The sequence below is a fragment of the Gordonia sp. w5E2 genome (assembly GCF_036540975.1).
Lineage (GTDB): Bacteria > Actinomycetota > Actinomycetes > Mycobacteriales > Mycobacteriaceae > Gordonia > Gordonia jacobaea.
Genome location: NZ_CP144213.1, coordinates 897,808 through 922,812 on the forward strand (window position 1 = coordinate 897,808; position 25,005 = coordinate 922,812).

A 25,005-nucleotide genomic window follows, 5' to 3' on the forward strand; every position below is an offset into this window, starting at 1 on the left:
GCACTAGCCTCGTGGACTATGTCGCACTCGATCCTGATGACCCTCGACGGTGAGCGCCACGAGCCTGACGAACCGTTCCTGCACGCCGACGACCTCGCCGCGGTGCGTGGCGACGGCATCTTCGAGACGCTGCTCGTGCGCGGGGGCCGCGCGCGGTGCGTCGGACTGCACCTCGAGCGCCTCACGCGCAGTGCGGCGATGCTCGACCTCCCCGAGCCCGACGTCGACGCGTGGCGTGAGCTGATCGACGTCGCGGCCAAGCAGTGGACCGCCGATGCGCCACAGGGTGCCGAGGGCCTTGCGCGCCTGGTCTATTCGCGAGGCCGGGAGAGTGCGGGCGCGGACGGTCCGCCCACGGCGTATCTGACGGTGGGACCTGTCGCCGATCGGGTGACGGCGGTCCGACGCGACGGTGTCTCGGTTGTGACGCTCGACCGTGGCTATTCGATCGATGCAGCTGCGAGCTCGCCCTGGCAGCTCCTCGGAGCGAAGACGCTGAGTTATGCGACCAATATGGCGGCACTGCGCCACGCGACGGCACAGGGATTCGACGACGTCATCTACCTGAGCGCGGAGGGTGCGGTTCTCGAGGGTCCGCGTTCGACGGTCGTCGCCGTCTATGACAAGACGTTGGTCACGCCTCCCACCGAAGTCGGCATTCTTCCCGGGACCACGGCGAGGGCCACGTTCGCATTGGCCGAGAAGGAGGGCTGGCGCACCGAGACGCGAATTCTGCGGACCGCGGACCTGATTGCTGCGGATTCGTTTTGGCTCGTGAGTAGCGTCACGTTGGCGGCTCGGGTGACCGCACTTAATAGATACGTAACGCCCGTGGCGTCGAATACTGAGCAGTTCGCCGATTTGGTGGACCGTGCCATCTGCGATGACTCAGAATAGGCAGGTCGGCGGCTTTGCCTTGTTGATGTACTCGTCGAGACGCCGGCGACACTGTGAGACACGGCTCATAACTTCATCCTGACGACGGGACCTTTGGCTGCTTGTCCCCAGGATCGGCCCAGCGTAGCGTCGTCGACAACGAGCTACTACGTGGTGTCGTAGCAAGCTCGTGTTTTCGTACCAGGACGCGTCTCCCAGCCCGGGGGCGCGGCTATGAGATTCGAGACGCGATGAACGCTCTGGATTTGTCACGATGGCAGTTCGGAATCACGACTGTCTATCACTTCATTCTTGTTCCGCTGACCATCGGTCTTGCGCCGATGATCGCGATCATGCAAACGGTCTGGTACAAGACCGGGAATGAGCAGTGGCTGAGGGCCACGAAATTCTTCGGGAAGCTCTTCCTGATCAATTTCGCCCTCGGTGTCGCAACCGGCATCGTGCAGGAGTTTCAGTTCGGAATGAACTGGAGTGAATACAGCAGGTACGTCGCCGACGTCTTCGGTGCGCCGCTGGCACTCGAGGGGCTGATCGCCTTCTTCCTCGAATCGACGTTCCTCGGATTGTGGATCTTCGGCTGGAGTCGTTTGCCGCGGGCCATTCACCTCGCGACGATCTGGTTGGTCACGATCGGTGTGACCGCGTCGGCGTACTTCATCATCGCCGCGAACTCGTTCATGCAGCATCCTGTCGGCGTCGAGTGGAGCGACGAGCGGAATCGCCCCGCCATGAACAACTTCTGGGCTGTGATCACCAACAGCACGACTCTTGCCGCGTTCCCACACGTGATCGTGGGTGCGTGGTTGACCGCGGCAACCTTCGTCGCGGCCATCGGCGCGTGGTGGATGGCTCGAAACATGTGGCGCGCCAAGAAGTTGCGCGAGGCCATCAAGACCGGCGACACCTCCGACATGCCCAAGACCACGTCGCCCAGCCAGATCGACGCCACGCCAGAGGATCTGGAACGAGATGCACGACGTCTCTGGCGCCCGGTCACCCGGTTCGCGTGCTGGGTGGCGATCGTCTCGGGAGTACTGCTGATCATCACCGGCGACTACCAGGCGCAGATCATGTTCAAACAGCAGCCGATGAAGATGGCCGCCGCCGAATCACTGTGTGAGACACAGACGAATGCGGGCTTCTCCGTGCTCTCCATCGGTAGGCAGAACAACTGCGACAACATCGACCACGTGATCGAGATCCCCGGCATGTTGTCGTTCATGGCTACTCATCGCTTCAACCAGACCCTCCAGGGTGTCAACGAGTTGCAGCGGGAGTACACCGAGAAGCTGGCGGGCACTCCCGGCGTCCCACCGAATCAGAACTTCGCCCCGAACCTGTTCGTCACCTACTGGGGATTCCGCGCGATGATCACGTGGGCTCTCGGATCGGTCATCGTCGCGTTCGGCGGACTGTGGTTGACACGGAAGAAGAAGGTGATCAGCTCACGCAAATTCGGTTTGATTGCGCTGTGGATGATCCCAACTCCGTTCCTGGCCAACGCATCCGGTTGGATCTTCACCGAGATGGGACGCCAGCCGTGGGTGGTGGCGCCGAACTGGCAGGACAACCTCGACCCGACGCGAATACACATGCTGGTGCAGAACGGCGTCTCCAATCACACGGCCCCGATCGTCTGGGTGACGCTGATCGGCTTCACGCTCCTCTATGGCGCACTCGGCGTCGTCTGGTTCCTGTTGCAGCGCCGCTACATCATCGAGGGCCCCGGTCCACACGACGACGTCCCGCCGGTGCTCGACAACGATGTCACCGACCACGATGCCGATGGTCCCAAGCAACTGTCGTTCGCGTACTGAGGAGTGGGAGAGATGCTCGGAAACCTCTGGTTCATCATCGTCGCCATTCTGTTCGTCGGATACTTCGTCCTCGAAGGCTTCGACTTCGGTGTCGGCATGCTCATGCCGTTCCTGGGACGCAGTCATACCGGCGGCGACAGCAAGGTATCTGCTGACGACGACGCAGCCGACAACGACAAACGACGTCGCGTTCTGCTCAACACGATCGGGCCGGTGTGGGACGGCAACGAGGTCTGGCTGCTGACGGCGGGCGGCGCGCTGTTCGCCGCGTTCGGCGGGTGGTACGCGACCATGTTCTCGGCGCTGTACCTGCCGCTGTTCCTCATCCTGGTCGGCCTGATCGCCCGTGTCGTCTCGATCGAATGGCGCGGCAAGATTAACAATCCCAAGTGGCGGCAGTGGTGCGACATCGGTATCGGACTCGGCTCGTGGATTCCCGCCATTCTGTGGGGCGTCGCATTCGCCAATGTCGTTCGTGGTCTGCCGATCGACGAGGCGCATCAGTACACGGGCGGGTTCTTCAACCTTCTCAACCCCTACGGTCTCTTGGGTGGACTCACGACGCTGCTGGTGTTCCTCACCCACGGTGCGATCTTCCTCAGCCTCAAGACCGGTGGTGTGCTGGAAGAGGATTCGAAGAAGTACGCCAAGGTGCTCGCCATTCCGACGCTGGTCGTCGCGGCAGTCTTCCTGCTGTGGACTCAGTTCGCCTACGGCAACGGCTGGACGTGGATCCCGGTGTTGATCGCGGCCGTCGCAGCGGTTGTCATGGTGATCGCCACGCAGGCCGAGAGAGAGGGAATCGCGTTCACCGCCAACGCGATTGCCATCGCCGGTACGGTTGCCTCGCTCTTCGCGTGCCTGTTCCCGAATGTGCTGCCGTCGACGACCGATTCGGCGTTCAACCTGACCGTCGAGAACACGGCGTCGAGCGACTACACCCTCACGGTGATGACGATCGCCGCGGTGGTCGTCACCCCGATCGTGATCGCGTACCAGGCCTGGACGTACTGGGTGTTCCGCAAGCGGCTGTCGGTTGACCAGATCCCAGAGTCGATCGGGTTGTCGTCGCTGAAGGCGTGGGAGTAAGCCCGGTGGGCGCCCCGGCAGACAGCCGGGGTGGCCCAGCGGCCTCGGGCGCACAGCGTCGTGGGGGTCCGCCTCTCGATCCTCGCCTGCTCAAATATTCGCCGACGACCCGCCGCTACGTTGCGGTGACCGCGATCTCGGCGTCGATCACCACCGTCGCGATGCTCGTCGCCGCGGCGATGACGGCGTCGATCCTGTCGGAGATCATCGTCGATCCGGCGCGCAGGTCGATCTCGGCGCAATCGACGCATCTGTGGATCCTGGCCTGCGCGTTGGCGGTTCGCGTGATCATGTCGTACGCGCATGACCGGTATGCGCACCGCGCGTCGGCGTCGACCATTGCCGAGCTGCGCGCGCGTGCACTGCGTGTGTTGACCGATCCCGACCGCACCCCGACGCGAGAGTTGGTGCGGCGCAGGGAGCATGCGACGACGGTCTTGCTGCGCGGACTCGACGCCCTGGGGCCGTACCTGTCGGGCTACGTCCCGGCATTGATTGTGACCGTGCTGGTGACCCCGACCGTCGTGGTCGTGATCGCACTTGCCGATTGGCCGTCGGCGTTGATCATCATCATCACGTTGCCGCTCATTCCGTTGTTCATGATCCTCATCGGACTGATGACGCGGGATCGAACCGAGCGCAAGCTCAAGACGATGAGCACGTTGAATTCGCAAGTGCTCGACCTGATCGCGGGTCTGCCCACGTTGCGTGCGCTCAATCGTGCGCAGGCGCCCGCGGCGCGGGTTGCCGAGTTGGGGCGAGAACACAAGCGCAGCACCATGTCCGGGCTGCGGGTGGCGTTTCTCTCCGGTGGTGTTCTCGAGTTCTTGGCGACGCTGTGTGTCGCTCTGGTCGCGGTTGGCATCGGATTGCGGCTGGTGTTCGGCGATATGAGCCTCTACGCCGGTGTCTTCGCGCTCATCCTCGCGCCCGAGGCGTATCTGCCCCTACGCCAAGTGGGTGCGCAGTTCCACAACTCGGCCGACGGGGTCGCCGCGGCGGACGAGGTGCTCGAGCTGATCGATTCCGGCGATGTCACGGCACCGTCGACCTCTCGCCGGACGCGCACGTGCACTGTTGCGGGAGAACCGATCCGGCTTCTCGACGTCGGCGTCCACGGGCGTGATGGCTGGGCGCCCTACGGTCTGACCACCACCGTGGAACCCGGACAGTTCACGTTGTTCACCGGTCCTAACGGTGCGGGTAAGTCGACGGCCGTCGCGACGATGCTGGGCCTGATCGCACCCGACGACGGATCGGTGCTTGTCGGTTCGATCCCGGTCGCAGAACTCGAACCGACCGCGTACCACGAGCAGGTCATCTGGCTGCCCCAGCAGCCGGTCATCGTGCCCGGCACGGTCGCCGAGAATCTCGCGCTGTTCGGGCAGGTGCCGCCCGAATCATTCGAGACGGCTGCCGCGGCAACAGGATTCGACGTCGTCGTGGACTCCTTGCCGAACGGGCTCGACACCGAACTCGGGGCTGGTGGTGTCGGTCTGTCGGCCGGCCAGCGTCAACGACTGGCGTTGACACGTGCTTTGGCGTCGCCGGCGCCGCTGCTGTTGCTCGACGAACCGACAGCACACCTCGACGCGGCGTCGGAGGCATCGGTGCTCGGTGCGCTCGCTCGTCGCGCGTGGGCGGGCGACACCGTGGTCGTCGTCGCGCATCGTCCGGTTGCTCGTGCCTATGCCGACAGCATCGTCGAGTTTCCGGAGGTGATCGGCGTTGGCTGACAACAGGACCGGGTGGCGCAGCGATCCGCTTGTCCGTGCGCTGGGTTTCCTGGATCTGAAGTGGAAGCCGGTTGCGCGGTCGCTTCTGCTCGGAGTCGCCGGTGCGCTGTCGGCGTTGGGCTTGGCCGCACTGTCTGCGTGGCTGATCACGCGTGCCTGGCAGATGCCACCTGTGTTGTTTCTGTCGGTCGCGATCACCGCGGTACGCGCACTGGGTATTTCGCGTGGTCTGTTCCGCTACCTGGAACGGCTGGCGACACACGATCTGGCGCTCGGCGGCATGGCGACGGCGCGGGAACGTCTCTACCTCGCGCTGGCCACCGGCTCGCCCGCGTACTCGGTCACGTTGCGGCGTGGTGATCTGCTCACCCGGACCGGCGACGACATCGACGAATTGGGTAACGCCCTGATCCGTGGGCTGATCCCGATCGGCGTCGGATTCACCACGTCGCTCGCGGCGATCATCATCATGGCGTTCGTATCCGGTTGGGCCGCAGTCGTGTTGGCGGTGGCGCTCATCGTCAGCGGAGTCGTGGCGCCGTGGCTCGCAGCGCGTGGGTCGGCGCGGGCCATCGCCGACAGTGCCGCCGCAACTACACGGGCTGCCGACACCGCGTCCACCGCACTCTGGCATGCGCCGGAACTCATCGTCGGGCGGCGTCGTGACGCGGTGTTGGCCGACGCCCGTGCCGCGGACGAGGATGCCATCGCTGCTGCCGATCGTGGTGTCCGGGTGCAATCACTCGCAGCAGCGGCCACACCGCTTGCGCTGGGGGTGTCGCTGCTGGCTGGCTGCCTGATCGGTATCCACCTGGCGTCGTCGACGTCCGGTTCCCTCGCCGACGTCGCGAGCGGCCACGGACTGACCCCGATGATCCTCGGCGTGCTGATTCTGTTGCCGCTCTCCGCATTCGAATCGACGGCACCGCTGACCGAGGCGGGCATCCAACTGGAGCGCAGCCGCCAGAGCGCGGCGCGTGTGATGGCGCTGGTCGACGGTGCCCGCGCTGAAGGTGCCGACGTCGACCGTGCTCACGTGGACGTTACGGGGGACGCTGCCGACGACATCGACGTGCCGGTACACGTTGGGCCGGTGACGATGCAGCTCGATCAGCTGAGGTGGGGGTGGCCCGCCACGTCCGACGCCACACCGCCGACGCTCGGCCCTGAACAGGGCATCTCCCAGGTGCTGCCGCCGGGATCGCGACTTGCCGTTGTCGGGCCGAGCGGCATCGGGAAGTCGACGCTCCTGCTGACCATCGCCGGTCTGCTCGAGCCGCGTGCCGGTTCGGTGAGTGCCACCGATCAGGACGGTACTCCTGTCGCATTGCGCTCGGCCGCATGCTATTTCGCCGAGGAGGCTCACATCTTCTCGACGACGCTCGGTGAGAACCTGCGCGTGGCGCGCGGCGACGTGACCGACGACGAGATGCGCGCGGCGCTGGGCGCCGTCGGACTCGGTGAGTGGGTGGCCGGTCTACCCGATGGCCTCGACACGGTACTGACCGGTGGGGCGGAGGCGATCAGCGGTGGGCAGCGTCGTCGACTATTGCTTGCCCGCGCACTGCTGCACCGGGCACCGGTGGTGCTGCTCGACGAGCCGACCGAACACCTCGACGCCGCAGACGCCGAGCAGTTGCTCGCCCGACTGCTGACGCCGGTGGGGGGCATGTTCGGACCCGATCGCACTGTGGTGGTCGTGACGCATCAGCCGCCGCGCGCGGAGTCTGCTGACTTCGTGCGGATCGAATGGGAACCGGTCGGCTCCCAGTAGGTTGGCAATTCTCGGTAGGCGATTGCTCAGTAGGGCGGCGGGTTCTCGTCGTTCCAGCGCTTTTCGGCACGTTCGAGTCGACGACGTTTGGCGTCGTGTGCGGCGTTGATTCGTCGATTGGCCGGGTGATCGGGTGGTTTCAGCCTGCGCAGGCCTCGGAAGAGGTTGAAGCCGGTGAACGCATTGCCGACGAAGGTGTGCCCGGTGGGGGAGACGAACAGAGTTGTCCCCATCACGGTCTGCAGGTCGCGCCAGTTGCCGAAGGTCTTGATCCTGTGGTGAAACCTGCACAGCGGCTTGAGGTTTGCCGCTACGGTGGCGCCTCCAGCCTGCGGATTGCTGCGGTTGAAAGCCTCGCCGTGGTCGACGTCGGCGCGCCACACCGGGTTGCTGCACCCGGGGAATGTGCAGCACAGCTCACCCGAGCGGATCAGCGCGTCGAGCTTCTTGCTCGGCGTGTACCGCAGTGCCGATGAGGCGGCACGCTCGTTGATCGTCGCGGGGTCGAGGAAGTCGATCCCGGCATCCGTGAGTAGTTTTCGAATCGTCTCCGCATCGACGACGCCATGTCCGTCGATGAATCCCGGCTTGTCGTCGTCGCCATTGATGGTCGACTCGTTGACGACGACGTGGATGATCGCCCTCGGCGACGGCGGAATCATCTGTGCCGGTGCGGCGGCTTGGTCGGGCAGGTCGTCGGTTGGTTCGCTTACCGCCTCCGAGAGGTCGTCAGACAGCGCGCAGGCCTCGCACCTACACGTGAGGTGGCTCTCGCCGTGCGCGAAGGCGGTCAGGGCGTCGGCTCGACGTTGTGCGTGAGTGCGCGGGTCGGCGTCGTGAACAGCACGGGCCATCGCGTTGAGCCGAGCGTCGATCATGACACCGGACTCGATGGGAAGCGTCCCGCTGATACGGGACTGTCCCGGCTGGTGCCGGTCGGGCCGTACCTGCACGTCGCGGTCGTGTTCGACGAGCTCGCGCTGCCGTTTGACCGCGGGAGGGTCGAGTTGTGCGACGACGCTGTCGACGAGTGCCTTGAGGCGAGTCGTCGACATTTTGTTGCGCGCCAGCAGTGCCGAGGCGATTCGGGCGTCGACGTCGGCGATGGTGTCGGGTCCGCAAAGGGCGGTGCGCGAAAGGACGATGAGGAATTGGGACAAGTCGAGACGTCCGCACGCCAGTACCGAGCCGGTGAGCGGTAGGCGATAGCGGACGGCATGCCCCGCGGTAATCAGCTCACGCGCCTTGGCGGGCGAGACCGAGAGGACCGCGCCGACGTCGGCGATGGTGCGCTCGAGTCCGTCCGGGCCGAACCGGGCGCGCGGATTACCGCCGGATCTGGCCAGCGTCGCCAGCGCGTGCAGATCCTCCGGGGAATCAGCGGGGCCGGGGTGCGCTTCGCCGATCTCTGAGCCGTAGTCTTCCTCGTGCTCTTCGTGAATCAGGCTGATAGCCTGCAGCATTCGATAATCGGCGCTGGCGCGAACGGACGCGCAATGCGCGATGATCTCGACCAGGTCGGTCTTCGACAGTTCTTCGTCCTCGCACATCTGCTCGACGATCGGCGGCATCGTCGGCGCGCCAAAGCGCTCGGGATCCGACGACGCGCCGGGCGCGCCCGCGCCGGCGTCGAGAGTGGTTTCCAAGGACATGAACCAAACATACATTCGAGGTCTGACAAGAATTCTGAACGCAGATCCGACCTCGGCATACGCAGCGAAAAATGCGTTGCGGGCATGTTGTTGCGGGCGTACTTTCGGTCGTACACGAGAAAGGAGGTGGTCTGAAGTTGTATGACATACGGACACGTGAGGTGGCCATCCGCTAACGGCGGACCGCCTGTGACTTAAGCAGTTTCGCCCGTTGGCGAATACCAGATGGTCACCCGACCCCCGCATCCGGCCGTCCGGCCGATGTGCCCGTGCATGACGGGTGATGCGGGGGTCGTTCCATGTCTCGGGCTGTTCCGTGTCTGGGTTCTTTCGCGGCCTGAGGTAGTGCGGCAGCCTCGGCCTGTCGGGCAATTCCGACAACGAGTAGTGCATTACGCATGCGGCCGCCGAGTCCGGGGAGTGAACTTCGTGTCAGTAGCACACCCGTTACCCGTGATTCGTGACAGCCAGGAGGCCGATGATGAGAACAACCAGCGCGGTCAGATCTCTCCACGCGCGCATGCACGAGTCGTCGAATCGCACTGCCGCGGTGCGCAGCCGCTATCTCACCACCGAGGATCCGGAGTGGACCAACGACGGGCCGACCAATTGGATCATCGGGACGGTGGAGAACCTCGGCTACAGCCGACTCGGTATCGCAGGTGCCGCATCTGGCCACCTTGTCTTGCACAATGACGGCCTCGCCGACCTGGCGATCCTCTCCGCCCCCGGCGTCTGCGGGACCGCCGATGCGCTATTCACCTATTTGCCGCGCGGCACGTCGCGCATCCTGCCCGACACCGAGTTCCACATCCTGCAGGGTGAGCGTCGAGGCGGGCGCCCGGTGCTGGTGGGAGAGATCATCGACGACGGCCCGCTCGCGCTCCAGTTCTTCTTCGACGGCCCGCCGCCGCAACTGCGTGGGTGATCAGGCAGCCAATTCGACGATCAGCTGGCAGCCGCGGCACAGCTCGCGGGGTGCGCTGACTATCCGACGAAACGACGCAGCTTCGCGGACAGGCGCGGCGTGAGGTCGCCGTCGGAGTCGACGCGCTCTTCGACGTAGGCGAGGTCGCCGTCGGGAACGATGCCGTAGAGGCGCTTGGCGTTGCCGGCGGGGGCGCTGGTCTCCGAGCGCACGACGGCGTCGGTGGTGAGATTCCACGACGTCTGATTCAGCGGCCGACCGTAGAACAGCTCGACCCATCCCTCGGCATGGGCGAGGAGAAGTTCGATGGAGTCGTCCTCGGTGATCCGCCAATAGCCGGTCTCACGCTGGTCGGGACGCAGGAAGTTGGCGTCCTCGTCGATGACCCAGGAGCGCGACTCCCAGTTCAGGAAGTTCTGCCCGTCATGACTGACGACGATCTGCTGTGCGAAGTGGTAGTCGGTGTGGGTGACGGGATCGTGTCCCTCGCCCTCGCCACGCCACACTCCCACGAGCGGTAGTAGCGCGAGAAGTCCCTGGTGGAGGTCCGCACCGAGCCGCAGGTTGGCGGTATCGGCCTTCAGCGGCAGATCGTCCCACGCGGGTACGTTGCGTTCGCGGCTGCCTGACTCGGCAGCGCGCGAATCGGCCTGGCTGATCGCCTCGTCGCCTGATCTACGGGCGGCGACGGCGTCGTCGGGCTGTGCGTCCTCCGGGGAGGTCACGATTCGTCTGTGACCAGTCGGTAGAGCACGTACAGCGCAAACCAGGTGATCAGGACGGCCGCGAGGACCAGCAAGATTTCGAAGAAGATGACCACGGTTAGATTCTAACTCCGATGCGCGGGCGGTAGTTCACTGAGGTCGACCACACTCGGCTGTGTCGCTTGGCGCCCGCGCCGTCGAGTCGGATCACTGTGCCGTGCCGCGTCCGCCCTGGGCCGCAGACGGTGTTGATGGTGGGTCGGCTCCGACCATGGCCCACGCGGCGACGGCGCTATGGGGCCGGTTGCCGCGCAAGCCATGCGCGAACGGCCGCCGTCACCGCAGAAGGGTCTTCGACGGGCGTGAGGTGTCCGACGTCGTCGAGCACGACGACCCCCGGGTGATCTGGGAATCTGGACTGGAGTTCATAGGCCTGCCCGAGCGGTATCCACGGATCATCCCGACCCCAGCCGATACGAACCGGGCTGCGTGTGGCTTCCAGTCGATTTGCCACTGGGCGGGTGTCCGCTGCGCTGAGTGCTGTGATCTGCCGGTAGAACGCCGCCTGTCCGACGGGGCCGAGCCACTGGGAGGCGAGCGCCTCGACGTCTTCGTCGGGTAACGGCCGAAAGGCTGCTGCGGCAATGTATTCCTTGACCAGTGCCGCATGTAGATGTGCTGGGAGCTGCTCGAAGACATGTGCGTTCTCGGCAACCAGCCGGAAGAAGGGCGACCCCCACGGGTCCAGGGTGACGACGTCCCAGAGGAACACGTCTGCGTACTCGACGCCGTTGAGCAGATGTGCGCGGAGTGCGACGGCGCCTCCGATGTCGTGCGCAATGACATGTGGCCGCTGCAATCCCCACAACTCGATGAGCGAGCCCAGTCGTACGGCTTGCGCGGCCAAGTCGGTCGTGACTGCCGCGCTCTTCTCCGACTCGCCATAGCCGGGCATGTCCCAGAGAAAAACTCGGTAGTCGCGACTCAAGTCGGTGGCAACACTGGTCCAGACCTGAGACGACCATGGCGTGCCGTGGCACAGCACGATGTCGCCCGCCGAGGCCGTTGGGGGCTCGAGAATCCTTGTCGCGATAGAGGTTTCGTCCACGGTGATGATCGAAGCGGTTGGCAGCGGATCGTGTGTCATCATGGCGACACGCTAAAACCTCAGGTTGACCTGAGGTCAAGACGGAAGGTCGTACGGAAAGTGAAGATCGGAGAGGCTTCCAGGCGAGTTGGCGTCGACGACCACGTGCTACGCCACTGGCACGACCTCGGTGTGGTCGTACCCGATCGCGCAGCGTCGGGCCACCGTTTGTACACGGAGGAGCACATTCGTCGCATCCGCATAGTTCAGGCCTGCCAGAGCGTCGGCATGAGTCTTGCCGAGATCCGGCTGGTGCTGCACCGCGACGAAGAAGGTCGTACGGAACTGATCGAGCAGAAGCTCCGATGGATACGTTCACAACGCGCCCAGCTGGCGGACGCGGAGAGTTTCCTCGAACACGTCATCGGTTGCAGGCATGATCTGCTCAGCCGGTGCCCCGACTGCACGCGGTACGCATCGACCTATCCGCCGAACAAACAGGCCCGGCCACCCTGCGGGTGACCGGGCCTGCTCTGCGAATCAGCAGCCTCAAAAGCGTTGCGCTACTTCAGAACTGCGCTACTTCGAGATTGCGACTCTTTTGTCTACTTCGAGACGGTGATGTCCTTGTCGTGAACGCCGGGGCCCTCGGGGCTGACGGTCACGTCGCCGTTGCCGACCGACGAGAGGGCGCGCAGCGTCCAGGTGCCGGGGGCGGCGAAGAAGCGGAAGTCGCCGGTGGGGCTTGCGACGACCTCGGCGGTGAACTCACCGGTCGAGTCGAGCAGTCGCACGAACGCGCCCGCAACCGGGTTACCGGATGCGTCGGTGACCTGTCCGGTCAGGACGGTCTCCTTCTCGACGTCGACGCCCGCGGGCAACTTCTGTCCCTGCTTGGGTGCAGCACACATACTTACTTTCCTTCTCCCAGTTCAACCGGAACGCCGACCAGCGAACCGTATTCGGTCCAGCTGCCGTCGTAGTTCTTCACATTCGTCTGTCCGAGCAGCTCCTGCAGCACGAACCAGGTGTGGCTCGAGCGCTCACCGATACGGCAGTACGCGATGGTCTCCTTCGAGCCGTCGAGGCCCGCTTCCTTGTACAGCTCGGCGAGGTCGTCGTCGGACTTGAAGGTGCCGTCTTCGTTGGCAGCCTTGCTCCACGGCACGTTGATGGCGCCGGGGATGTGGCCGGGACGCTGGCTCTGCTCCTGCGGGAGGTGCGCGGGAGCCAGGATCTTGCCGGAGAACTCGTCAGGGCTACGCACGTCGACGAGGTTCTTCACGCCGATGGCGTCGACGACCTCGTCGCGGAAGGCGCGGATCGAGTTGTCGGGATCGGCAGCCTTGTACTCGGTCGCGGGACGCGAGACGGCGTCGGTCGACAGCGGGCGGCCGTCGAGCTCCCACTTCTTGCGTCCACCGTCGAGCAGCTTGACGTCCTGGTGGCCGTAGAGCTTGAAGTACCAGTACGCGTAAGCGGCGAACCAGTTGTTGTTGCCGCCGTAGAGGACGACGGTGTCGTCGTTGGAGATGCCGCGCTCGCTGAGCAGCGCGGAGAACTGCTCGCGGTCGACGAAGTCGCGACGGACCGGATCCTGCAGATCGGTCTTCCAGTCGAGCTTGACGGCGCCTTCGATGTGGCCGCCGTCGTAAGCGCTGGTGTCCTCGTCGACCTCGACGAAGACGACCTTGTCGTTGTTCAGGTTCTGCTCAGCCCAATCAGCGCTGACCAGGACGTCGGAACGTGCCATGTCTGGTTCCTTCCAGAGGTGGGATTTCTCGGTAAGTGTGTCCGGTCACCGGAGTGATGAGAATGGGCCGGACGTCGGTCGAATGACGGTCGAACGATGACGGCGGCATCTGAGGAGATGCGGACTTGCGATGTCACGAGCGCGCACACTGCACACACCGGCCGTCACCTGTGGTGAGCGTGCCGAGGTGGCGCGATCACCGGACTAGAGACAGCAACAGTCGGCGACGCGACAGAAGTCGATCGCCCGCCGACGGGTGAGCAGAAGCTCACGGCGCAGTTGCATGCCAACGAGGGTACAACAGCCACCCCGTGACACTTCAATAGCGGCCCCCGTGATTTCGACTGCGACGACGAGTTGCGCTGGCGCGCGGCGGCGGAGTTACGCTCGCGCGCTGAATGCCGACGGTGGTCAGAAGTCTCTCGGGCGAAGATCGCGCGGACCGGTGTCGGCGACGAGGAGTACGTCGCTTCCCTCGCTGTGCGCACCCGTGGCAGTGATGCCCCACGGTAGGGGGAGGGGTGGCAGCGTCGTCGAAAATCGTTGCAGCACTTGGGCGCGCAGCGCCGCGTTGTCGGGGCCGTCGAGTTCGGGAGCGCTCTCGTGTTCTTCCGGGCCGTCGTAGAAGTCGGTGGCCTGCAGGTGTAGCCGACCGTCGCGGATCGAGAGGTCGACGCTCACGCTCACCTTTGCTTTGCGACCCCGATATTCCGACGCCGACGGGGTGTCCGCGGGGACGGGCGTGGTCTCGGGTCCTGCGGAGGGCAGAGGACTATCGGATGGGGGCAGGGCGACGGTTCCGGTCAGCAGCACCCCGGATGATCGGTGCAGCAGGCCGTCCTGCGGGCCACCGCCGCCTGCCTTGCCCTCGGGAGCGGGAGTGTTCACCGTGAGGTCGAGGATGCCCAGGAATCGGCCGAGATTGACCGAGTCCAGCCGTGTATACGCGTCGACCGACTCGGTGTGCATCGTGTCCGACGGCCCGATGTTCCACCCGTCGGGCACAGACAGCGTCCCGAGACGGGCGCCGAGTTCTGCGGTACACCCGCGTCGGATCTGGCAGCCGGCCACCGCGACGCCGCGCGCGGTGATGGTCGCACCGGAGAACTCGCCGCGTGACGCGTGTGTCACGTAGGGGAATCCGCTGAGCGTGACCTCGGGATCGAAGGTGATCTGCGGCGAGGCCTGCAACGATCGCGACAGGCGGTACTCGCCGCGCGCGGCGGCGCCGAGATCGGCGAGAAACGCCCCGACCAGCACTACGACGACGACACAGACGCCGACGATGAGTGCGCGACGGGCGCGGAATGTGCCGCGCTCGTGGCTGCCCGACGCAGTTGCGCCACCCCCGTCGGCTGCCTTGTTAACAGCAGAACCCGACATTGGCGCTATTCTGTCATCTATCGCGCACACGGTGGTAAGCCGACGTAAACAATGAGGTTCGTTCGTGTGTGATGCTGACGTCCCGGCGAACTTCTGCCCGGCGGTCGCAGTAGTAGTGGTGGAGTTCAGGGCGGGAAGACGAGATCGGAGTATCACGTGGATCTCTTGTTATTGACAGCCGATCCGAATCCGGAGGCGGTGCTGCCATCCCTGTCGCTGCTCGCGCACACGGTCCGTGTGGCACCCACCGAGGTGTCGTCGCTGATGGAGGCCAGTAACGCCGACATCGCCATCGTCGACGCGAGAACAGACCTCGCCGCGGCACGCGGATTGTGCAGACTCCTCGGCAGCACCGGCTCAGCCGTGCCGGTGGCTGCGGTGCTGACCGAAGGCGGGCTCGTCGCGGTCAACGCCGACTGGGGCCTCGACGAATTCCTCCTCCCGGCGACCGGACCAGCCGAACTCGACGCGCGGCTTCGGCTTCTGGTCGTTCGTACCCGTGGGGTGGGCACGGAGGAGGCGTCCGGCAAGGTCACGCTGGGTGAACTCGTGATCGACGAGGGCACGTACACCGCTCGACTGCGAGGGCGCCCGCTCGACCTCACCTACAAGGAGTTCGAACTCCTCAAGTACCTCGCGCAGAACGCGGGCAGGGTGTTCACCCGCGCACAACTACTGCAAGAGGTGTGGGGTTACGACTTCTTCGGCGGCACGCGAACGGTCGACGTCCACGTCCGACGCCTGCGCGCCAAACTCGGCAGCGAGCACGAGTCGCTCATCGGGACCGTGCGCAACGTCGGATATAAAGCAGTACGTCCGACGCGCGGTCGCGGCGCAGGCTCCGGAGCGGCCAGCGACTACCCGGTCGACGATGACATTGCCGACGATGACATTGCCGATGACGGTCTGTCCGACAGCGATATTGCTGAGAATGCAGATCTCGATGACGACCTCGACGGTGGGGACGTGAATGAGGACGCCAGGTCTGCGGGCGACTCCTTCGACGCCTCGGGATTCGGTGAGGAGTTCAGTGCCAGCGGAAGCTGACGCGATCGGAGACACCCCGGTCGTCACCGATCGACTCGACGCCGCCGGTGTCGCGCACGCACGCCGACTGGTGGCCGACGCGACCAGCGCCGACGATGTCGGCCCGCTGTCCGAGCAGTCCGTCCTGTCCATCGACGACGCCGCCGGATCTCACGCGGAGTCGGGCGTGCGTCACGTCGTCTCGACGGCCGGCTACGCCAACATCACCCCCGGACGCGAGGGGGAGCCCTCGATGATCGAGGGGGTCGTCGACCCGGCCCTGCGCCGCCGCGGGCACGGGAAGGCCCTGTTCGACGCAGCATTCGACGCCGCGCGCGCTGTCTCGAATCCCGACGGCCCGACGCCCCGCGCCTGGGCGCACGGCGATCTCCTCGGCGCGCAGGCGCTCGCGGCGAGCATGGGCCTGCACAAGCAGCGGGAGCTGCTACAACTGCGCCGCGACGTCGCAGCCGACGGGTCTGATCTACCACCGCTGGTCGTCGACCCGTCGATCGAGCTGCGCACCTACGCCGGACCCGCCGACGACGCGGAGATCCTCCGGGTCAACAACGCCGCGTTCGCGTGGCACCCGGAGCAGGGCGGATGGTCGTCGGAGCAGATCACCGAACGGACATCGGCCGAGTGGTTCGACCCGGCCGGGCTGTTCCTCGCCTACGACGTCGACGACCCGACGACGCTGCTCGGCTTCCACTGGACCAAGCAGCAGGACGCCGATCTCGGCGAGGTCTACATCGTCGGGGTCGACCCGGCGGCTCAGGGCCGTGGCCTGGGCCGGATGCTCACGCTGGCCGGGCTTCACTACTTTGCCGACCGTCGGATCGGGACTGTGATGCTGTACGTCGAAGGCGACAACACCGCAGCCCTACACACCTACGAGAGGCTCGGGTTTGCCCGATACGCCGTCGACGTCGCGTACGGCTGAGTCGGGCAGGACCGGGTCGAGTCGGCTGCGCCGAGCGCTGACGATCATCGGTTGCCTGCTGGCCGCGGTCGGTCTTCTCGGGGCCGTTGCGCATGCTGTGCCATTCGTCAGCAACACCTGGGCACGATTGGCCGCGGGCACCCCGATCCTGATCGTGATCGGGATCGTCGGTCTGGTGGTGTTGCTCGCGTCGCGGGCATGGATGTGTGCTGTCGTCGCTGCAGTCGTCGTCGCCATCGGGATCGGCACACAGGTACCGCTCTTCGTCGGGACCGACGAAGCGCGCGCGGCGTCGGACATCACCGTCATGCAGGCGAACATCTATCTCGGACAGGCCGACGCCGCGTCGGTGGTGCGGGAGATACGCGACAATCGCGTCGACATCGCCACCGTCGTCGAACTCACCGACGACGCGATCGGCAAGCTCGACGCCGCCGGAATCGCCAGTGCGCTGCCGTATCGGTTCGTGGTTCCGAGGCGGGGTGGGGGCGGGGCCGGCATCTACTCGCGCTACCCGTTGACCGACGAGTTCCGCATCGGCAAGATGGCGATGGCCAATCTGCGGGCCGTCGTCGACCTGCCGGGTGTCGGGCGTCGCGCCATCTATGCGCTTCATCCCATACCGCCGTGGCCGGAGCCGGCGTGGCGGTGGGCGTACGAGGTCGATCTGCTGTCCTCGACGCTGGGTGAGGAGCGACTCCCGCTGATCCTCGGCGCCGATTTCAACTCGACCTACGATCACGCACGCTTTCGGCGGTTGCTCGCGCAACCGCCGGGTCTCGTCGACGCCGCTGACCACCTCGGGGCGGGGATCGTCGCAACGTATCCCGCCAACAGGCGCTTTCCGCCCGTGCTCGCTCTCGATCGGGTGATGACGCGCGGCGGTCCGATGCCGACGAGCTTTCGTCGAGTCGAGTTGCCCGGTTCCGACCACACCGGCGTGATCGCCACGGTCAGGCCCTGACCTCGTCCGCGGCGGTGCCCGACAGGCGCATGGTATCGCGGTTAGGCTACCCTTACGCGGAGTGATTTTGAGGGGAGCGCATCTCGCGATGTTTCAATCCGCCACGAGCCGGACTCGACTGACGATGCAAGACGTGTCGGTGTCTGTTGTCGTGCCGGTCTATCGCAGCGCTGCCTACATCGAGGCATGTGTGCGCTCGATAATCGACCAGCACGCTCCGGTCGACGAGATCGTGCTCGTCGATGATCGCGGCGGTGACGATTCCATCGAACGGGCAGAAGCCGTGCTCGCTGATGGGGAGGTCGCGCATCGGGTCGTGCGTATGCCACACAACAGCGGTGTGGGGCCGGCACGCAACGCGGGACTTGCGGCAGCGTCGGGAAACATCATCTGGTTCTTCGACAGCGACGACATCGCCGACGCGGCGTTCACGGCGACAATGCTGGACCAACTGCTTCGTTCCGACGCCGATTTCGCCACGTGCACAACGCGATTCGTCGACGAGAGTGGGGTACCGACGGGAGATTTCACTCCGGTACTTCCGACCGGCGCGCTCTCCGGCGACGAGTACGCGAACCTATTGCTGCGCAGTAGGGCACGGTCGTATGCCAGTGGAAAACTCTTCCGCCGTGACGTTCTCGGCGACGACCCCTGGGGTACGCGCCGCGCGTACGAGGATTTGTCGACCATCGCGCGGGTGGCGCTGGACTCACGCGCCGTGGCGACGGTGCCAGAGGCGTTGTACCGCTATCGACTTCGCAACGATTCGGTGTCGCACCGTGTCACGGCCGACACGCGCGCGATCTTCGAGATGGGCGACGAGGTCCTCGAGATGCTCGACACCGTTCCCGACACGAGGCAATGGCGTTCGACTGCAAGGTCATTCGTGTATCGAGAGGTTCTGATCCCCGCGGCGCACATGGCGATGCGCGCAGAGCACGAAGGCGGTGCGGGCCCCATGACGAACGAACTGCTGCGCATCGCTCGTGCTCGCGTATCGCGTCGGGACGTGCTCCCGCTGCTCGCGGCGGGTGAGATGCGCTCTGCCGTCTTCGCCGTCGCGATGCTGACAGCACCGCACCGCTACGCGAATGCGTTGCGGCACAGGTGATGCGTCAGGGCAGCGCGTGGAGGAAGTGCCCCACCACCTCGGTGATGTGTGGCTCGCGCACGATCGACATGTGATCGGCCCGAATCCGGGTTATCGTGATGTCGCCCGGGGTGAGATGGTCGGTCCAGACCCGCTCGTCGTGGTGGTTGTCGGCTCCGAGCACGACGAGTACCCGGCCGTGATACGGCGCGGGGCGGTGGAACCGGCCGACACGCCAACCGACCTGCTCCATCGCACGTGCCGACTCGACGGGTTCGTCGGTGAGGAACCCGGCGCGGAGCAACTGAATTCGATTGCGCCACAACTCTGATCGAGACAACTGGGGACCTTCGGTGGTCTCGGTGGTCGCGGGGGTCTGTGCCGACGAGCCGACGGCGCGAGCGGTGTGCTGCGGGACGAACGTGTCGAGCGTCATCACCAACTCGACCTGCTCGCCCGCGTGGCGGAGTCGTCGGGCGACCTCGAGTGCGATCAATCCGCCCAACGAATGGCCAAGCAGCACATAGGGTCCGCTCGGTTGGAGGCGACGCAGATCGCGCAGATGTCTGCGCGCGGCCATACCGACCGTCCAGTCGGGGAAACCGCGATTCTCCAGGCCGTGGGGTTGGAATCCGTAGATCGATCCGATCCGTTCATCGCCGGCGAGGTGATCTGCCAGCGCGACGAACACCAACGCCGACGCGCCCGCGCCCGCGAAGCAGAAGACCGTCTGCCCGTCGCCGCGGCGTAGGGGTACCGTCGTCGGGGAGAGTGAATCGCTACTGCTGGCAACGGAATCCGGTCGCAGGCGTGCATCCAGCGTGCGTGCCATCGCCGCGACCGTCGGTGCCGACGCGGCGTCGGCCTGGGTGAGTGCAACGCCGTGGCGCCGGGTGATTCCGACCAGGATCTGTGCCACCGTCAGCGAGTCGGCACCGAGTGCGTAGATGTTCTCGTCACGTCCGATCTCGTCGAGCCCGAGGGCCTCGGACCAGATCGCTGCCACCGACATCTCGAGATCGCCGACTGGCGGGTCGATGTGTCGGGTCGGCGCGGGTAGTGCGGCCCGGTCGATCTTGCCGCGCGCAGTTCTCGGGAGGGCGGCGAGCTCGACAACGTGTGCGGGAATCATCCACTCGGGCAGTCGTTGTCGCAGTCTGGTGCGGATTTCGGCCGCCGGTGGGGTGCGGCCACCGGGCACTGGTGCGACGTACGCGAGCAGCTCGGTCCTGCCGGAATCGGGCTCCTTCCGTGCGATCACTGCGGCTTCGGCGAGGTCGCCGTCGGACATGATCGCGCGGTGCACCTCCGCGGGCTCGACGAGATAGCCCCTGATCTTCACGGCGTCGTCGACGCGGCCCGTGAGGATGAGCGTCGCGCCGTCCCACGTACCCCTGTCGCCGGTGCGGAAGCTGAGTACTCCGTCGGCGTCGCGGGAGAAGCGGTCCTCGTCGGCGGCCGGGTCGAGATATCCGAGTGCGAGGTGACGCGACGAGACGACGACGCGACCGTCGTCGTCGATGGTGACCGATTTGTGTGGCGCGAGAACGCCTGCGGGAAGCGGGCCGGGAGAGACGTGCTCTCCCGCGCGGAGATCGAAGTAAGCAAGTGCCGACGTCTCCGACGATCCCACCCAGTTCGTCACCGTGGCCTCGGGAGCGTGCGACAGCGCGGCCTGTGCGACGTCGGACGTCAGTGCCTCGCCGGTGGTGATGATGCGACGCAACGATGTCCACGCCGGATGGCCGGTCGCCTCGCGTGCGCTCGTGAGCGCACGCAGCAGTGCCGGGGTGAGAAAGGTGACGTCGGCGGCGCACTCGGCGAGCTCGTCGAGTACCGCAGCTGCGGTGCGGTCACGCGGGTCGACGGCGGTGATGTCGGCCCCGTTGATCAGCGAACCGATCAGGACGTTGAGTCCGGCACCGAAGCTGATCGGCAGGCACAGCGCGACCCGACGTCCCGGCGTGATCGAGAATCCGGTGCGCATCAGCTCGGAATCGCAGAGCCACATGCCATTCGGGTGCAGGACGCCCTTGGGTGTGCCCGTCGAGCCGGACGTGAACTGGATGCTGGTGAGGCTGTCGGGATTGTCGAGACCCGCGGTTGTTCCGGGGCCCGCGGCGGCGCCTCGCTGTGTGATCGCCGCGAGGTCGGTCACCGGAAGCTCGTGGGCGGCAGCGACGGCGCGGGCGGCGTCGAGGTGCTCGGCGTCGGCGATCATGAATTCGGCACGGCGGTCGTGCTTCTCGAGCTCGGCCAGGATCGTCGAGACGCGTTCTGCGGGTAGGTGCGGGTCGAGGGCGACGATCGGATGTCCGGAGAGAAACACCCCGAGAACGAGTGCGACCGCATCGGGTGACAATCCCACCTGCACGACAATCGGATTCGAGGCTCCACTCGCATGCGCGGTGATCGACGCCGCGGCAGACGTGGCTCGGTCGACGAGTTGGCCGTACGTCAGGCTCTGACCCGCCATGCGGATGGCCGGGCGGTCGGTGAAACGTTGTGCGCCTGCGAGGATCGCGGTTCGCACCGAACGGGCCTCGGCGGTGAGCGCCGCGACCCGCGTCGGTGTGTGGCGTGAACGCCACACACCCTGCGGCAGAGTGCGGGTCGCGTACCCACGCTCGGTGGAAAGCGCTGTGTCGGTTGAGGTCAGGCGTGACAGGGTTGCCTTGGAGCGTCCCTCTTCGTAACAGCGACGTGCGAAGTACGCGAAGCGGGCGCGGTCGGGTGACACCGCATGGAGGACACGGAAATGCGTGTCGCGCAGAATCGTCGAATCCGGGAACCTTTGGCGCAGAGCGATTCCCATCAATGTTTCCTCGCAGCCGGCGGGGAGATTGGCGCGCCGACCGAGCGCCGTCGAGAAGCCTCCGACGGCCTCGAGCCGATCGCGCCGCACGGCCATGGCAGCCCCGATCGGATTGCGGATCTGCGCACTGTGCCCTGGTAGGCCGCGATAATCGCAGCCGACGACCCAGCCGAACTCCTCGGGGAACCATGTCGGCCTGGGGGCAAGCCACCGGGCATCGATTGCACCGCCCAGGGCACTGATGTCGTCGTCGGCGAATCGCGATCGAACCGCGGCGAACGACCCGGGTACCGGCTCGGCGTCGTCGTCGATGAAGACCAACACGTCACCGCGTGCCACGCGAGCGCCGGTGTTTCGGGCTCCGGACAGTCCCCGCGGCCCCGATGACGCGACAACCGTGACCGCGGAGTGGTCTGTGGGGAACTGCGCTGTCAGTGAGATGAGCAGGTCGTCGTTGTGATCGACCACGACGAGGAGCTCGTCGACGTCGAGGAGTTGCGCGCGTGTCGCGGTGATGGCGCGCGTGAGAAGCGTTGCGCGATCGGAGGTATAGCAGCAGATGATCGCCGACAGGGTGGGCGTGACGGACTGCTGGTGCGGGTGCGGCAACTTCGACTCCGGACGGCATGCGGGACGGCGGACCTCGGTAGCGTAACCCATAAATATTAGGGAAGGCTAACCAAAGTAGCCTGATGTGATCGACCCACTACCTCGGTGCGGTGATCGTCCCTTCGAGCGCCGCCAGCGCCTGCGCCGGTAGGTCCGCCAGCGCGGCTGTCACCGCGTCGGCGGGAAAGACATCGTCGCGGAAGGTTGCTGTAAGACAAAGGCTTCCGGCGACCGACGTGCTTGTGACCGTGATCCCGGTTGGCGACGGAGGCTCGGCGATGCCGATGACAAGCGCCCTGTTGGTGTCGACGAAATCCCACCCTCGCCCACGTCCCGGTACGACGCCGCCCGACGAGTGCAGTAGGTCGATCGCCGCCTCGCCGGCGGGCGCCCACGACTGTTGGCCGGTCGCCTCCACACTTCGGCCTTCTGTGGACCTCGACCTCCCCGCGGCTCTTGACTCGGCTGCTCTCGACTTTGCTGCTGTCACAAGGAGATTCGCCACGGGGCGACCTATGGACGCCGCCTCTGACAGCTCTACCTGTAGCGCGACCGGCGCGGTGTCGGGAAGCACGGCGAAGTCGAGGCCTGCCGCGAAGTTCGCCATGGTGCCCACTGACCGGGGTAGGTAGGCCCGCGCGTCGAACGGAAGTGTGACCATCGGATTGACCCGCAACCCGGCGGCGGTCAGAGCGCGCACGAGCGCGACGGTGTGCAATGTGAACATCCCGACGCCTGGCGCGCGCGACGTCCGCGCGGCGCGCATCGATTCGACGACGTCGCGCGGCGTCCGCACGAATACGCTCGTCGCCGACCGCGGCGGATCGACCGGCACCAACGCCGAGGGTTGCGATGCCAGATAGTCGCGGGACCGATGCATCCGGGCCAGTGCGATGAGCCGCCGCGGATTCGACAACACGGCCGCACCTGCGAGCGCGAGAGCACGCGTCGGCGTCCACCCGCTCGGAGATGTCGTGATGGTTTCGGGGATCTCCTCGCTGAGTAGAACGTCGACGATGGTGTTGAGGAGCGTGGTGTCGCCGAGGCCGTGGTCGTAGTCGATTGCCAGGTAGCGGCCACTGAGTACGACGCGCAGATGCCGAGGTGGAAGCGCCGCCAATACGTCGAGCAACGCCAGGGGATCGTCGGTCGGTGGCGCGGTGTGGACGGCGTCGGCCAACCTGTCGGGCTCGTATGACCAGGCGCGACGATCGTGTGATGGTACGAGCCCGATGCGTGTGTGGGGGCCACGCTTCGCGAAGCGGATGAGTCGGTGTGACGCGCAGTTCGCGTCCGGGAGATCGAGCGGACCGACGACGACGGCGCTGCGATGGCCACTGTGATGCGCGTCGATGGCCGCGCCTGTGAAAGTGCGCGACGCGTCGGGGGAAGTGGCTGAACTACTCATCTTCCTGGAGACTTTAACAAAGGCTTACCTAATACGCGCAGGCCGCGCCGGAGATGTCCAATTCATCTTCCGTTCACCTTCGGTGCCCGGTACGTCCACCACGGCACCCTACTGTCATTGCGACCGGGCAAAGCCGCTTGGCGGGACTGCCATGTTCTGATGCTGGAGGGAACCAGAAAGTGAAATTGAGTCGTACAGGAGCCGCTGTCGCCGTGATGGCCGCCAGCTCCGCCCTCGTTCTCGGTGCGTGTAGCAGCAATGCTGACAAGGGCGGCACGAGCGCAGCGCCCGCCTCAGCGGTGACTGACATCAAGTGCGAGGGCAAGCAGTCACTCAAGGCGAGTGGTTCGACAGCCCAGGCCAACGCCATGAAGATCTTCTCCACCTCGTTTGCGAAGACCTGCCCCGGTCACGAGCTCGCCTACGGTGGCGGAGGCTCGGGACAGGGTGTCTCCGACTTCACGCAGAATCTCACCGACTTCGGTGGCTCCGACTCGCCGCTGAAGGGCGACGAGATCCAGAAGGCCGCACAGCGCTGTGGCTCGGAAGCATGGCAGCTGCCGCTCGTGTTCGGTCCGATCGCCGTGACCTACAACGTCGATGGTGTCAACGATCTCGCGCTGTCGGGTCCGACGCTCTCCAAGATCTTCAGCGGCGAGGCAAAGACCTGGAACGATCCGGCGATTGCCGCCGACAACCCGGGCAAGACCCTTCCCAGCACTGCGATCAGCGTGATCTACCGCGCTGACCAGTCGGGCACGACGGACAACTTCCAGAAGTACCTGACCGCCGCGGGCGGATGGACCAAGGGTGCGGGCAAGACCTTCAACGGTGGTGTCGGCGAAGGCAAGCAGGGCAACCCCGGCGTTGGTTCCGCAGTGAAGCCGACCCCCGGATCGATCGCCTACGTCGAGTGGGCGTACGCGCAGTCCAACAAGCTGTCGATGGCGAAGATCATCACCGATCAGGACAAGAGCGGTGTGGAGCTGAACTCTGAGACCGGCGGCAAGACCATCGCGGCGGCGACTCTCAAGAACGGTCCGGACAACCACAACATGGTCATCGACACCGAATCGTTCTACAAGCCGACCGAGGCGGGCGCGTACCCGATCATTCTGGCAACATACTCGATCGTCTGCTCGAAGTACGCCGATACTTCGGTTGGCCAGGGTGTCAAGACGTTCCTCTCGGTGGCGTCTGCACCGCAGAACCAGGGCCAGGATCTGATCAACGCGGGCTACATCCCGCTGCCGAGCGAATTCCAGCAGAAGCTGACTTCGTCGATCAACGCCCTTCAGTAACCACACGAAAACACCGACCCGAAGCGATA

At 65.6% G+C, this 25,005-nt stretch carries 20 protein-coding genes; 12 read left to right on the forward strand and 8 right to left on the reverse strand.

Going from position 1 to position 25,005, the window contains the following annotated elements; genetic code table 11:
- Nucleotides 1–18: 18 nt before the first annotated feature.
- From RND64_RS04040 to cydC, 5 genes are all read left to right on the forward strand, one after another.
- Entirely contained in the window at nt 19–897 is an 879-nt protein-coding gene (locus tag RND64_RS04040; RefSeq protein WP_049697747.1) for an aminodeoxychorismate lyase, read from the forward strand.
- A 230-nt stretch (nt 898–1,127) separates the two neighbouring features.
- Nucleotides 1,128–2,714, forward strand: a complete 1,587-nt coding sequence (locus RND64_RS04045) for a cytochrome ubiquinol oxidase subunit I (protein ID WP_049697748.1) — start codon at nt 1,128–1,130, stop codon at nt 2,712–2,714.
- Nucleotides 2,715–2,726: 12 nt separating this feature from the next.
- Nucleotides 2,727–3,803, forward strand: coding sequence for a cytochrome d ubiquinol oxidase subunit II (gene cydB, locus RND64_RS04050; protein ID WP_049698049.1), 1,077 nt, complete (start codon nt 2,727–2,729; stop codon nt 3,801–3,803).
- A 5-nt stretch (nt 3,804–3,808) separates the two neighbouring features.
- Nucleotides 3,809–5,539 carry a thiol reductant ABC exporter subunit CydD gene (cydD, locus tag RND64_RS04055; RefSeq protein WP_197494558.1) on the forward strand — a complete coding sequence of 577 codons (1,731 nt, stop codon included), beginning with the start codon at nt 3,809–3,811 and terminating at the stop codon, nt 5,537–5,539.
- Nucleotides 5,532–7,313 carry a thiol reductant ABC exporter subunit CydC gene (cydC, locus tag RND64_RS04060; protein ID WP_049697749.1) on the forward strand — a complete coding sequence of 594 codons (1,782 nt, stop codon included), beginning with the start codon at nt 5,532–5,534 and terminating at the stop codon, nt 7,311–7,313. The genes cydD and cydC overlap by 8 nt, the downstream gene beginning before the upstream one ends.
- A gap of 26 nt (nt 7,314–7,339) precedes the next feature.
- Here the strand turns inward: cydC and RND64_RS04065 are convergent, their stop codons facing one another.
- The gene (locus RND64_RS04065; protein WP_064866257.1) at nt 7,340–8,965 is read right to left on the reverse strand and encodes an HNH endonuclease signature motif containing protein; all 1,626 of its coding nucleotides are present in this window, start codon (nt 8,963–8,965) and stop codon (nt 7,340–7,342) included.
- Between the two features lie 478 nt (nt 8,966–9,443).
- Between RND64_RS04065 and RND64_RS04070 the strand changes: the two genes are divergently transcribed.
- Nucleotides 9,444–9,893 carry a hypothetical protein gene (locus RND64_RS04070; protein ID WP_231894252.1) on the forward strand — a complete coding sequence of 150 codons (450 nt, stop codon included), beginning with the start codon at nt 9,444–9,446 and terminating at the stop codon, nt 9,891–9,893.
- Between the two features lie 59 nt (nt 9,894–9,952).
- On the opposite strand, the gene RND64_RS04075 is transcribed toward RND64_RS04070, so the two are convergent.
- Together RND64_RS04075 and RND64_RS04080 are read right to left on the reverse strand one after the other, a co-directional pair.
- Nucleotides 9,953–10,618 (reverse strand): FABP family protein, encoded by a 666-nt coding sequence (locus RND64_RS04075; protein ID WP_049697750.1) that lies wholly within the window; start codon nt 10,616–10,618, stop codon nt 9,953–9,955.
- A gap of 271 nt (nt 10,619–10,889) precedes the next feature.
- Nucleotides 10,890–11,747: an alpha/beta fold hydrolase gene (locus RND64_RS04080; RefSeq protein ID WP_049697751.1), complete on the reverse strand. Its 858-nt coding sequence runs from the start codon at nt 11,745–11,747 to the stop codon at nt 10,890–10,892.
- A 57-nt stretch (nt 11,748–11,804) separates the two neighbouring features.
- On the opposite strand from RND64_RS04080, the gene RND64_RS04085 reads away from it, so the two are divergent.
- Complete coding sequence (locus RND64_RS04085) at nt 11,805–12,206, forward strand: helix-turn-helix domain-containing protein (protein ID WP_049697752.1); 402 nt, start codon at nt 11,805–11,807, stop codon at nt 12,204–12,206.
- An 83-nt stretch (nt 12,207–12,289) separates the two neighbouring features.
- On the opposite strand, the gene RND64_RS04090 is transcribed toward RND64_RS04085, so the two are convergent.
- The 3 genes from RND64_RS04090 to RND64_RS04100 form a co-directional block, all read right to left on the reverse strand.
- The gene (locus tag RND64_RS04090) at nt 12,290–12,595 is read right to left on the reverse strand and encodes a DUF1416 domain-containing protein (RefSeq protein WP_005204217.1); all 306 of its coding nucleotides are present in this window, start codon (nt 12,593–12,595) and stop codon (nt 12,290–12,292) included.
- Nucleotides 12,596–12,597: 2 nt separating this feature from the next.
- The gene (locus tag RND64_RS04095; protein ID WP_005204219.1) at nt 12,598–13,437 is read right to left on the reverse strand and encodes a sulfurtransferase; all 840 of its coding nucleotides are present in this window, start codon (nt 13,435–13,437) and stop codon (nt 12,598–12,600) included.
- A gap of 411 nt (nt 13,438–13,848) precedes the next feature.
- Nucleotides 13,849–14,820 carry an LmeA family phospholipid-binding protein gene (locus tag RND64_RS04100; RefSeq protein WP_082938028.1) on the reverse strand — a complete coding sequence of 324 codons (972 nt, stop codon included), beginning with the start codon at nt 14,818–14,820 and terminating at the stop codon, nt 13,849–13,851.
- Between the two features lie 156 nt (nt 14,821–14,976).
- On the opposite strand from RND64_RS04100, the gene RND64_RS04105 reads away from it, so the two are divergent.
- From RND64_RS04105 to RND64_RS04120, 4 genes are all read left to right on the forward strand, one after another.
- On the forward strand, nt 14,977–15,867 hold the full coding sequence (locus RND64_RS04105; protein ID WP_049697753.1) for a winged helix-turn-helix transcriptional regulator: 891 nt from the start codon (nt 14,977–14,979) through the stop codon (nt 15,865–15,867).
- Complete coding sequence (gene mshD, locus RND64_RS04110; protein WP_049697754.1) at nt 15,851–16,789, forward strand: mycothiol synthase; 939 nt, start codon at nt 15,851–15,853, stop codon at nt 16,787–16,789. Before RND64_RS04105 ends, mshD begins: the two co-directional genes overlap by 17 nt.
- The gene (locus RND64_RS04115) at nt 16,755–17,753 is read left to right on the forward strand and encodes an endonuclease/exonuclease/phosphatase family protein (protein WP_049697755.1); all 999 of its coding nucleotides are present in this window, start codon (nt 16,755–16,757) and stop codon (nt 17,751–17,753) included. The genes mshD and RND64_RS04115 overlap by 35 nt, the downstream gene beginning before the upstream one ends.
- Before the next feature lie 124 nt (nt 17,754–17,877).
- On the forward strand, nt 17,878–18,864 hold the full coding sequence (locus tag RND64_RS04120; protein ID WP_231894258.1) for a glycosyltransferase family 2 protein: 987 nt from the start codon (nt 17,878–17,880) through the stop codon (nt 18,862–18,864).
- 4 nt (nt 18,865–18,868) lie between these two features.
- Here RND64_RS04120 and RND64_RS04125 read toward each other — a convergent pair whose 3' ends face one another.
- Both RND64_RS04125 and RND64_RS04130 read right to left on the reverse strand, forming a co-directional pair.
- Nucleotides 18,869–22,318, reverse strand: coding sequence for an AMP-binding protein (locus tag RND64_RS04125; protein ID WP_082938027.1), 3,450 nt, complete (start codon nt 22,316–22,318; stop codon nt 18,869–18,871).
- A gap of 46 nt (nt 22,319–22,364) precedes the next feature.
- The gene (locus tag RND64_RS04130; protein ID WP_270483441.1) at nt 22,365–23,675 is read right to left on the reverse strand and encodes a hypothetical protein; all 1,311 of its coding nucleotides are present in this window, start codon (nt 23,673–23,675) and stop codon (nt 22,365–22,367) included.
- 179 nt (nt 23,676–23,854) lie between these two features.
- On the opposite strand from RND64_RS04130, the gene pstS reads away from it, so the two are divergent.
- A complete protein-coding gene (gene pstS / locus RND64_RS04135; RefSeq protein ID WP_197494557.1) occupies nt 23,855–24,976 on the forward strand; it encodes a phosphate ABC transporter substrate-binding protein PstS in 1,122 nt (373 codons plus the stop codon).
- The last annotated feature ends 29 nt before the right edge of the window (nt 24,977–25,005 follow it).